Below are 10,274 nucleotides of genomic sequence, written 5' to 3'. Positions count from 1 at the left end.
GCCATGGCGTCGGCCAGGTCGTCCAGGGCGGCGAGGAGTTGGACGGCGCCGCCCCGCAGGACGGCGTCGGACGTCTCCTTCGTTCCCCAGCGGTCCACGACCTCGTGCACCGGCCCCCAGTCCGGCACCCGGTTCTCGCGTACCGCCTCCGCGCCCTCCTCGACGGCGTGGCGCAGCACCTCGGCCAGCGCGGCGGCGGCGGGCACCGGCGCGGCGTCCTGACCGCCGCCGTTCTCGGGCAGATGCGCCTCGATGAGCATGGCGACCCTGCCCGCCTGGGCGAGTGCCCGGCCCGCGTCCTCCGCCGTCCTCCGTGACAGCACACGGGAGCGCACCGGCTCGTGCTTGGCCTTCGACAGGGCGTCCCGCCAGGCGATCCGGGCGTCCCGCGAGTGGAGCAGCGTCCCCCGGACGTCCGCGGACCCGGGCGACCCGGCGGTGTCCGGCCCCTCGGCGGGATCGGCGTAGCGGTCGAGGACGGCCGCGGCGTAACGGCCGCTCGCGAGCAGCCAGTCGGCGAGCCGGTGGTGCAGGCGGGGGGTCTCCCAGGCCGGGTAGAGCGCGTAGGCGAGCATCGCCAGCACCCCGCCGAGGAAGGTGAGCAGCACTCGCTGGGGAACCGTCTGGGCCCAGTCCTCTCCACCGGTGCCGAGCAGGAAGACCACGTAGGCGGAGATGAAGACGCTGGCCACCGCATACCCGGTGCGCATCACCAGGTACATGCCCAGGGCGCACAGGACGGCGATGCCCGCGCTGAGATAGGTGCCGGGGCGCGCCGTCTGCACCACCGCCGTCGCCACGCCCACACCGACGAGCGTGCCGCAGAAGCGGGCGACGGAACGGCCGTAGGTCTGCGAGAAGTCGGGGCGCATGACCATGACCGCCGTCAGGGGCGCCCAGTAGCCGTGGCCCAACGGGAGCGCGGTGCCCAGCAGATAGCCGGCGGCCACGACCGCCGAAGAGCGGACCGCGTGCCGCAGCACCGGCGAGTCGGGCCGCAGCTCGTCGCGCATCGCCCGCAGCGCGCCGGGGACCAGCCGCACCAGCCCCTGCCGTGTGCGGTGGTCGGACTCGGCGCCGCCCAGGCCGCGCGCCGTGCCGACGACCTCGTCGAGCAGCGCGGTCAGCCGCACGGCCGCTCGTCGGGGCGGCCCGGAGAGGAGGGCGCCGGTGTCGGGCGTCCGCAGGGCGGCGGCCGCGGCCGGCGGCACCCGGACGGCCTCCCCGTGGCGTACTGCACGCGCGGCGGCGTCGAGCACCGTCCCGGCGGCGTGGAGGAGTTCACGCACCCGGTCGCGGGCCGGGCCCTCCGCGGGAACACCGACCGCCGGATCGGCCAGTGAGGCGAGCACGGGCCTGATGCGTTCGGCGACGCCGCGGGTGCCGTGCAGCTCGGCCGGCCTGCGCCTGGCCTGGCGAGGGGTGACGGCAGCGGCACTGCGGGCGTACATGAGCGGGGCCGGGTCGAAGGACGCCGTCGGGTCCTCGCGGAGCCTGCGCGCGTAGTCGGCCTCCGCCGCGAGCGCGTCGGCGAGCGCGTCGCGCTGCGCGCCCCAGCGGCGCACGGGGAACAGGACGACGAGCAGGGCCTGGACGACGCCTCCGACGGCGATCATGGCGGCATGGCCCGCGGCGGCGGCGACCGACGTGGGCAGGGTGACGGTCACCAGCATGATGGCGATGTTGGAGGACGCCATGATCCCGGCGGTCGGTCCCACCGCCCACAGGAGGCCGCCGAGGAAGGTCCACAGCGTCAGCAGGGCGAGGAACAGGGCGACATGGGCGCCGGTGAGGTAGCCGAGGAAGGTGGAGACGGCGAGCGTCGCTCCCGACAGGAGCGCGAGGACCGGCCGCGGCCGCCAGCTGCGCTGGAACGTCGCGATGGCGGACTGGAACGCGCCGAAGGCGGAACTCACGGCGACGGCGGGCCCGAAGAGCATGAGCCCCGCGCCGACGACGAGCGCCAGCCCGGCGGCGGCCCGGACGGCGATGAGGGGTTCCAGCCGTTTCCGCTCGATCTTCAGCCCCGAAAGGGCGGTCTCCTTCAGCGCCCGGAGCCAGCTCATGGGCCGAGCGTAACGACCTTTCCCGGCATTTCACCCGACCTCAGGGCGGAGGGCGCCGCACGGCGGAGCGATGCCGGGCCATACGCTCCGACCATGTCGAACATACGCACGGCGCGGTTGTCGTCGGACGGGCTGTGGGTCGCCTTCGCGTTGCTGCTGTGCGCGTCCGTGGTCGTCTGGCTGGCGGCCGGCCTGCTGGCGGCGATCTCCGAACTGGACGAGCGGTGCAGCCACGGGATGGTCGGCCCCGGCGGGCCGTTCACCGTCGAGCGGAGCAGCCTGCCGCCGGACGTGCGGTGCGTGTTCGCGGACGGCACCACCATTTCCACCGCCGGCGCGCTGGTGTGGGTGATGTGGGCGTGCATCGCCGCCACGGCCGCCTGCGCCGTCGCCGCCACGGCACTGGAGTTCGTCCGGTCCGACCACGAGAAGGCGGCCCGGCGGATGGGGACGACCGCCGTGGGCGCGGGATTCGCCCTCGCTCTCGTCCACGCCGGCGGCACGGCGCTGACCTCACCGGGGAAGGAACCCCTCCAGTCCTGCTCGGCGTTCGTGACCGGCATCTACGACCGCGCCACGCGCGTGGACCGCGACATCTTCCCCGCCCAGGCCACCTGTGTGTACCGGGACGGCACCACGTACCGCCTTTTGCCGGAGTGGCTCGGCATCCTCGAATGGCTGCTGCTCGGCGCGGTGGTCGTGGGCGTGGCGGGCATGGCCGCGGCGCGCAGGAGGCAGCGCGCCGGCTGAGGGGGCAGCCGGGGCTGCGGAGGCGCACCGGGCCGGGCCGAGGTGACAGCCGGCGCCGCCGACCGGCGTGGCTAGGGGCGGGGTCTGCGCGGGATGCGTCCCGCCGACGGCGCCGGGCCCCGACGCTCCGCGCGGTCCGCAGCGGCGCGACCGTCCTGCCATCCGTCGAGGTCCGTGGCGCCGCGTACCCGCGTGGTCGTCGTCTCGGGGAACATCCGGTCGGTGTGCGAGGCCACCGCCACGTCCCGCGATGCCAGGACCGGCAGCAGGTCGGCGGTGACCACCTCGTCGGCGACGGCGGTCAGATGCTCGCCCAGGCGGCTCGCGTACGCGGTCCAGAACGACTGGCGGAAGGTCTTGGTCCGCCGGCGGCCGCCCGCACGCTGCGCGGACTCCGCCTTGGTGAGGGCCGTCGCGCCCTGGACGAGCAGGGAGGTGTGCAGCAGCTCGACCGACTCGAGGTCGCTCTCGAAGCCGACGACAGTCGAGAAGCCGAACGCGCTGTTCCACACCGCTCGGCAGCGGTTCGCGGCGGCGACCGCGTCGAGCAGGACCGCCTTCGCCGTCTCGTACGGGGCGTCCACACCGATCCGGCACGCGGACGGCGCGTCCGGGCTGTGCGTACGGGCGGCCAGCAGGGCCTCGTCGACGCTGTGCCGGGCCATCAGCTCCTGTGCCTTGGCGGTGAGCGCCTCCGCCTCCTCCGGGTAGCCGGTGGCCTCCGCCTTCGCCAGCAGCGCGCGGATCCGCCCGAGCATGCGCGGCTCGTACGGTGACGCCGGCACCGAGGCCAGGGACGCGCCCGGGACGGGGCCGACCGGTTCGATCGCGGGGAGGCGGGAGAGCAGCCGGTACAGCTCCAGCAGGGCGGTGGCGTGCGAGAAACGGTCGGACCTGGGCGGTTGCAGACCGGCGAGTTCGTCGAGCTGGGCACGGAAGCGGGGGGCGAGCCGCGGGCCGTAGCGCTTGGTCTCCGCAGTGATCAGCCCCGCCGCCAGCAGTTCGTGCGTGTCGTCGAGGTCCCGCCGGACCAGCCGCACGACGTCGGCCGGCTGCCAGCCGCGTTCCCACGCCCGCCGCACCAACTCCTCGCCGCGAAGGCGCAGCTCCCCGTCGGCGGAGGGGTCGGCGGCGAGGAGGGACGCGCCGGTGTCGAGCGCCTCGTCGCCCTCCCCGTACAGCGCCGCCGCCAGCGCCTTTTCGACCGTACTCATACTTCGGATGGTCCCACGGACGGGACGGCCGGTCCCGCGGGGTGCTTCCGGGGGTAGGGCAGGCCATACCCCCGGAACACCCCCCAGTGGTCGTGATCACCGCGCCGGGAGACGGAAGCCTGGCGGCATGACCACAACAGCCGTACGGCTCACCGGCCTCCGCCGCGTCCACCGTGACGTCACCGCACTCGACGGCGTCGACCTGGAATTCCCGCGAGGGTCCTTCACCGCCGTCATGGGGCCCTCCGGATCGGGCAAGTCCACCCTGCTCCAGTGCGCCGCCGGGCTCGACCGGCCCACCTCGGGGAGCGTGGAGATCGACGGCTTCAGGCTGGACGGGCTGAGCGAACGGCGGCTGACGCTGCTGCGGCGCGACCGGATCGGCTTCGTCTTCCAGGCCTACAACCTGATCCCGTCGCTGACCGCGGCCCAGAACGTCGCCCTGCCGCTGCGGCTGGCCGGGCGGCGGCCGTCGCGTGCCGATGTGCGCCGGGCGCTCGCCGAGGTGGGCCTCGAAGGCAGGGCGGGGCATCGGCCGGGCCGGATGTCGGGCGGGCAGCAGCAGCGGGTCGCCCTCGCCCGTGCCCTGATCACCCGGCCGGCCGTGCTGTTCGCGGACGAACCGACCGGTGCGCTCGACACCGTCACCAGCAAGGAGGTGCTCGGACTCCTGCGCGGGCTGGTGGACCGCGAAGGGCAGACGATCGTGATGGTCACCCATGATCCGGTGGCCGCGTCGTTCGCCGACCGGGTCGTCCTCCTGGTCGACGGGCGGGTCGGCGGAGAGCTCACGTCGCCCACCGCCGAGCAGGTCGCGGCCCGTCTCGCGGTGCTGGAGGCGGTCCCGTGCTGACCGTTGCCTGTGCCGCACTGCGGGCACGCTGGGCCACGTTCGTCGCCGGCTTCGTCGCACTCGCGCTGGGCGTCGGCCTGCTCGCGACGATGGGCCTCGGCCTGGCCTCCACCCTCGAGGCGCCGCAGCGCCCGCCGGAGCGGTTCGCCTCCTCGCCGGTGGTCGTCATGGGGCAGGACAGGCTCACCGTGGAGGTCCGTCGGGGGCCGGCGACCGAGACGGTGTCGAAGCCGCTCGCCCATCCACACCCTGTGGACACCGCACTGCTGCGGGAACTGGCCGCGCTCGGCCGGGTGACCCGCGACGGCGGCCCTGACGCGGTCGGCGTCGACGCCCCCGCCGACAGGGTGAGAGAAGTGGTGGGCCACAGGGCGCAGGTCCTCACCGGGGACGAACGGCGGCGCGCCGATCCCGGGACCGAGCGCGACGCCCAGGCTCTCGTCTCGGTGAACTCGCTGCTCGGCACGGCCGGCGGCGTGTCCGCCTTCGTCTCCGTCTTCGTGGTCGCCTCGACGTTCGCCTTCGCGGTGGCCCTGCGGCGACGTGAGTTCGGGCTGCTGCGGACAGCGGGGGCGACGCCCGGCCAGATCCGCCGCCTGCTGCTCACCGAATCGTTGGTCGTCGGCGTGCTCGCCTCGGCCGCGGGCTGCGCGCTCGGCGCTTGGGGAGCGCCGCGGCTGGCCCGGGCCCTCGTGGAAGGGCGGGTGGCGCCCGCGTGGTTCGCGATCCGCGAGGACGTGAACTGGCCCTTCCACGTGGCGTTCTGGACCGGGCTGCTGGTCGCCGTCACGGGAGTGTGGGCCGCCTCGCGCCGGGCAGGGCGCATCGGTCCCGCGGAGGCACTGCGTGAGGCGGACGTGGACACGGGTGTGCTGCCGCGCGGCAGACTGCTGGCCGGCGTCGTCCTCGCGATGGCCGGTGCGGCACTGCTGGCCTGGGGGCTCGCCACGGACCCGGCCGACCTACTGAAACGCAAGACCTACCTGACCCGGCCGATGATCCTGATCACCGCCGTCGCGCTGCTGGCTCCACTGCTCGTGCGGCGCGCCGCGAGGCTGCTGCCCCTGCCCGGCGCGGTGGGGATGCTCGTACGGGAGAACACCGCCGCGTCCGTGCGCCGCACGGCCGCCGTCGCCGCGCCCGTACTCGTCACCGTGGCACTCGCCGGCTCGATGACCGGGACCGCCGAGTCGGTGACGGCGGCGCGGGCGGCGGACGCCCGGGAACGGACGGCGGCCCAACTGGTCGTGACCGGCGAACGGTTGCGCGTGCCGGAACGCTCCGACAGCACGCCGGTGACGAAGGCCGCGACTGTCTCGCCGTCCGCGTCCACCGCCGTGTACGTACGGGAGGAGGGCACCGCGCTCGTCGGGTTCGAGGCGCGTGCGGTGACCGACCCCGCGGCGTTCGCGAAGCTGGCGCGGCTGCCCGTCACGGCGGGCGACCTGCGCGACCTGGACGACCGTTCCATCGTCGTCACCGAGGAATGGATGCGGCACGAAGTGGGGCGGACCATCGATGTGTGGCTGGGCGACGGCCGCCCGGCCAGACTGCGTATCGCCGCCGTCCTGGCGGTCGGGACCGGCGGCGACGGCGCTTTCGTCACGGCCGCCAACGCGCCCACCGCCCCGGTCGACCGGATCGACGTACGGGCCGGCGCCGGCGCCTCCCCGGCCGCACTCGAAGCCCTCGCCGGTGAACTGCGGCGCTCCTTCGGCGGAACGGTCCGCGACGTGCACGAGTGGGCCGCGGCGACGCATCCCCGTACGAGCCCGCAGACGCGTCTCGGAATGCTCGTGGTCCTCGGGATCGCCCTTGTCTACACGGCGATCGCCCTCGCCGGGACGCTGCTGATGGCCACGTCGGCACGCGCCGGCGAACTCGCTTCGCTGCGCCTCGCGGGAGCGACCCGCGCACAGGTGCTGCGGGTGGTCACAGGAGAGGCGCTGCTCTCCGTCGCGGTGGGAGCCGTGCTGGGGGCGGCGATCACCGCGGTGAACCTGGCCGGGCTGGGGACGGCGCTGGCCGCGCTGTCGGCGCCCGTGACCGTGGTGGTGCCGTGGGGCACGGCCGGAGCGGCACTCGGGTCGTGCGCGGCGGTCGCGGTCCTCGCGTCGCTGGTCAGCTGCCCGCGGACAAGGTGAGGGCGGCGGGGCGGGCGGGGGCGGGGCGAGGAACGAGGTCCGGGGACTCCAGGGCGGGGCGGGACACGAGGTCGCGGGACTCCAGGGGGCGGGGCCCCGGGAGTCCGGTCCCCGCCCGCGGTCCTTTCCCGGGACCGGCGCGCGCCCGGTCGGGAAACGCCCCCGGTTAGGAACACCCCGTCAGGAAATACGCAGCGTCCGCTTCGCGAGTTCGTACGCGGGGAGCATCTGCTCGTGTTCCTGCGAGTCGAAGCCGCCGAGGTCCACGACCACCAGGCCCCGCGGCGTGGCCACGGCGAAGGCACGTTCCTTCTTCGGGTCGTCGAAGAACTCGTTCTTGTCGATGTACGTGACCTCGGTGGCGGCGAGATTCCCCGCCTTGGTCCCCTTGTACACCTCGTCCGTCCGCTCCTTCGCACCGTCGGCGACGAACGCCTGGAGCGCCTTGCGGCTGTCGTCCCCGGCCTCGGCACCGACCCACACCCGGATGAAGCCGATGTGGCCGGCGGGCTTGGCGTCGATCTCGCACACGAGGGTGACCGGGCCCTGGTCGAGGACCGCGGCGAACTCGCTGTCCTTGTCGCTCTCGAGGCGCTCGGGCTTCCAGTCCGCGGCGAGCGAGAAGGTGACGGGCATCGGGCAGGCGGAGCCGGGAGCGCCCACCGAGCCCGCCTCCGCCGGCCCGTCGGCCGCCTTGTCCTGCTCCTTGCTCTCTTCGTTCTTTTCCTGCGTCTCGTCCTTGCCCTGCTGCGCGTCCTGTTGGCTCGCCGGACCACCCGCCTGCTCGTCCGAGCCGGCCTCCGACGAGCAGCCGCTCGCCACCCCCGTCACCAGCACCGCCGCCACCGCCCCGAGAGCCGCGCCGCGCAGCCGTCCCCGCATCACACTCCGCACCGAAGGATCCCCACCCTGTCTGTCCGTGAACCCGCCACCACTGTCGGCGGCGTAGCAGGATCGATCCTACGGAGAGCCGCTGTCGAGGAAGGCTTCGAGCAATGGGCGAGAACAAGGACCGGATGCTGGCCGGCGAGTGGTACCTCCCGGACGACGAGGAGTTGGGCGCGGACACCCGGCGCCGTTCCGAACTCTGCGCCGCCTACAACGCGAACGGCGGCGCCTCGCCCGACGAGCGGACCGCGATACTCCGCGAACTGCTCGGCTCGCTGGGCGAGGACGTGCGCATCCGGCCGCCGTTCCACTGCGACTACGGGCGCTACATCAGCATCGGGGACCGCACGTTCGTCAATTTCAACGCGGTCTTCCTCGATGCGGCCCCCATCACCGTCGGCGCCGACGTGCAGATCGGACCGAACGTGCAACTCCTCACCCCGGCCCACGAGATGGACACGGAGCGACGCCGAGCGGGGTGGGAGAAGGCGGTCCCCATCGTGATCGGTGACAACGTGTGGCTCGGCGGCGGCGTGATCGTCTGCCCCGGCGTCACCATCGGGGAGAACACCGTCGTCGGCGCGGGGTCCGTGGTCACCAGGGACCTGCCCGCCGGGGTGCTCGCCGTGGGCAACCCCGCCCGCGTCGTCCGCTCCCTCACGGGCTGAGCCCGCGGCGCGCCCGCCTCCCGCGTCGCCGCCCGGCCCGTCGACCGGCCGTTGTCGTACCCGGCTGCCACACTCGAACCCATGGGCGAACGATGGGCTCTGGCAGCGACGGAGGGGGACGGGGCCAGGCTCGTCCCCCTCCGTCCCGACGGCCTGCCCCGAGGGCCCGTGGTGGAGGAGCCCGACCTGGTCGAGGCGGTCCGTTCCCGTCCCGGGGTGGACCGGTGGGTGTGGCGGTCGACCGCCGGGATCTATCCGCGGCTGCTGGCCGCCGGTGTCCGGGTCGAGAGGTGCTACGACATCGAGGACGCCGAGCTGCTGCTGCTCGGCCACGAGGGACGGCTCGGCGAGCCCCGCTCGGCGGCCGCCGCCTGGGCGCGGCTGCGCAACGCTCCCGTGCCGCCCGATCCGCCGGCCCGCGCGGCCGAGCCCGGCTCACAGTCCTCACTGTTCGAGCCGCAGCCCGTCGCCGTGCCCCTGGAGGCACTGCTCGAGGTCTACGCCGACCAGCAGCGAAGGCATCTGGCCGCCGAGCACCCCGGCCGGATGCGGCTGCTCACGGCCGCGGAGTCCGCGGGCATGCTGGTGGCCGCCGAGATGAACCGCGCGGGGCTCCCGTGGCGGGCCGATGTGCACCGGGCGGTGCTGCACGAACTGCTCGGGGAGCGGTACGCGGGCGGTGGCGAGCCGAGACGTCTGGCGGAGCTCGCGGACGAGGTGTCGGCCGCCTTCGGCCGGCGCGTGCGGCCTGATCTGCCGGCGGATGTGGTGCGGGCGTTCGCACAGGCGGGGATCAAGGTGCGCTCGACCCGGCGATGGGAGCTGGAGGAGATCGACCACCCGGCCGTGAAGCCGTTGATCGAGTACAAGAAGCTGTACCGCATCTGGACCGCGCACGGCTGGAGCTGGCTCCAGGACTGGGTGCGGGACGGCCGTTTCCGGCCCGGGTACCTGCCCGGCGGCAGCGTCTCCGGCCGCTGGACGACCAACGGTGGCGGGGCACTTCAGATACCGAAGGTGATCCGGCGGGCCGTCGTCGCGGACGACGGCTGGCGTCTCGTGGTCGCCGACGCCGACCAGATGGAGCCGCGGGTGCTCGCTGCGATCTCGCGGGACCACGGCCTGATGGAGGTCGCGGGGCACGACGGCGACCTCTACACGGCGCTGTCCGACCGGGCGTTCTCCGGTGACCGCGACCACGCCAAGATCGCGCTGCTCGGCGCGATCTACGGCCAGACGTCGGGCGACGGACTGAAGAACCTGGCGGCGCTCCGGCGCAGGTTCCCGAGGGCGGTGGCCTATGTGGACGACGCGGCGAAGGCGGGCGAGGAGGGCCGGCTGGTACGGACATGGCTCGGGCGCACCAGTCCCCGGGCGGCCGGCGCGGGCGACGACGACGAGGCGGGCATCCCCCAGGAGCCGGTCGAAGCCGCTCCCGCCGACGGCGAGTTCACGCCCGGCTACGCATCGACCAACGCCAGGGCACGGGGCCGCTTCACCCGGAACTTCGTGGTGCAGGGCAGCGCCGCCGACTGGGCGCTGCTGATGCTGGCGGCGCTGCGGCAGGCGACCGCGGGGATGCGGGCGGAGCTGGTGTTCTTCCAGCACGACGAGGTGATCGTGCACTGCCCGGCGGACGAGGCCCGCGACGTGGCCGAGGCGATCCGCTCGGCCGGTGAGCTGGCCGGGCG

Annotated in this window: 8 protein-coding genes; 5 read left to right on the top strand and 3 right to left on the bottom strand. The window is 74.3% G+C overall.

The window, feature by feature from the left end; all coding sequences use genetic code 11:
- Window positions 1-2,066: FUSC family protein (locus ACWGH4_RS22785; protein ID WP_453463783.1), on the bottom strand; the 2,066-nt coding region annotated here is incomplete at its 3' end.
- A 93-nt stretch (window positions 2,067-2,159) separates the two neighbouring features.
- Between ACWGH4_RS22785 and ACWGH4_RS22780 the strand changes: the two genes are divergently transcribed.
- Window positions 2,160-2,816: a hypothetical protein gene (locus tag ACWGH4_RS22780; protein ID WP_453463780.1), complete on the top strand. Its 657-nt coding sequence runs from the start codon at window positions 2,160-2,162 to the stop codon at window positions 2,814-2,816.
- Between the two features lie 71 nt (window positions 2,817-2,887).
- Here the strand turns inward: ACWGH4_RS22780 and ACWGH4_RS22775 are convergent, their stop codons facing one another.
- Entirely contained in the window at window positions 2,888-4,030 is a 1,143-nt protein-coding gene (locus ACWGH4_RS22775; RefSeq protein WP_453463777.1) for a DUF2786 domain-containing protein, read from the bottom strand.
- Between the two features lie 127 nt (window positions 4,031-4,157).
- On the opposite strand from ACWGH4_RS22775, the gene ACWGH4_RS22770 reads away from it, so the two are divergent.
- Window positions 4,158-4,883, top strand: a complete 726-nt coding sequence (locus ACWGH4_RS22770; RefSeq protein WP_453463775.1) for an ABC transporter ATP-binding protein — start codon at window positions 4,158-4,160, stop codon at window positions 4,881-4,883.
- A complete protein-coding gene (locus ACWGH4_RS22765) occupies window positions 4,877-7,027 on the top strand; it encodes an FtsX-like permease family protein (protein WP_453463772.1) in 2,151 nt (716 codons plus the stop codon). The genes ACWGH4_RS22770 and ACWGH4_RS22765 overlap by 7 nt, the downstream gene beginning before the upstream one ends.
- A 180-nt stretch (window positions 7,028-7,207) precedes the next feature.
- Here ACWGH4_RS22765 and ACWGH4_RS22760 read toward each other — a convergent pair whose 3' ends face one another.
- Window positions 7,208-7,921, bottom strand: coding sequence for a lipoprotein (locus tag ACWGH4_RS22760; protein ID WP_453463769.1), 714 nt, complete (start codon window positions 7,919-7,921; stop codon window positions 7,208-7,210).
- Window positions 7,922-8,022: 101 nt separating this feature from the next.
- Between ACWGH4_RS22760 and ACWGH4_RS22755 the strand changes: the two genes are divergently transcribed.
- Together ACWGH4_RS22755 and ACWGH4_RS22750 are read left to right on the top strand one after the other, a co-directional pair.
- The gene (locus ACWGH4_RS22755; protein ID WP_453463767.1) at window positions 8,023-8,583 is read left to right on the top strand and encodes a sugar O-acetyltransferase; all 561 of its coding nucleotides are present in this window, start codon (window positions 8,023-8,025) and stop codon (window positions 8,581-8,583) included.
- Between the two features lie 81 nt (window positions 8,584-8,664).
- A partial coding sequence (locus tag ACWGH4_RS22750) for a bifunctional 3'-5' exonuclease/DNA polymerase (protein ID WP_453463764.1) occupies window positions 8,665-10,274 on the top strand: 1,610 nt, incomplete at its 3' end.

The sequence above is a fragment of the Streptomyces sp. NPDC054847 genome (assembly GCF_053610925.1).
Note: the sequence above shows the minus strand (reverse complement) of the source record. Positions and strands in the feature narration are given on the sequence as shown.

Excerpts from the sequence above, each read along its gene's own strand:
- ACWGH4_RS22780 (WP_453463780.1), top strand. The coding sequence starts at position 2,160 with ATGTCGAACATACGCACGGCGCGGTTGTCGTCGGACGGGCTGTGGGTC.
- ACWGH4_RS22775 (WP_453463777.1), bottom strand. The coding sequence starts at position 4,030 with ATGAGTACGGTCGAAAAGGCGCTGGCGGCGGCGCTGTACGGGGAGGGC.
- ACWGH4_RS22770 (WP_453463775.1), top strand. The coding sequence starts at position 4,158 with ATGACCACAACAGCCGTACGGCTCACCGGCCTCCGCCGCGTCCACCGT.
- ACWGH4_RS22755 (WP_453463767.1), top strand. The coding sequence starts at position 8,023 with ATGGGCGAGAACAAGGACCGGATGCTGGCCGGCGAGTGGTACCTCCCG.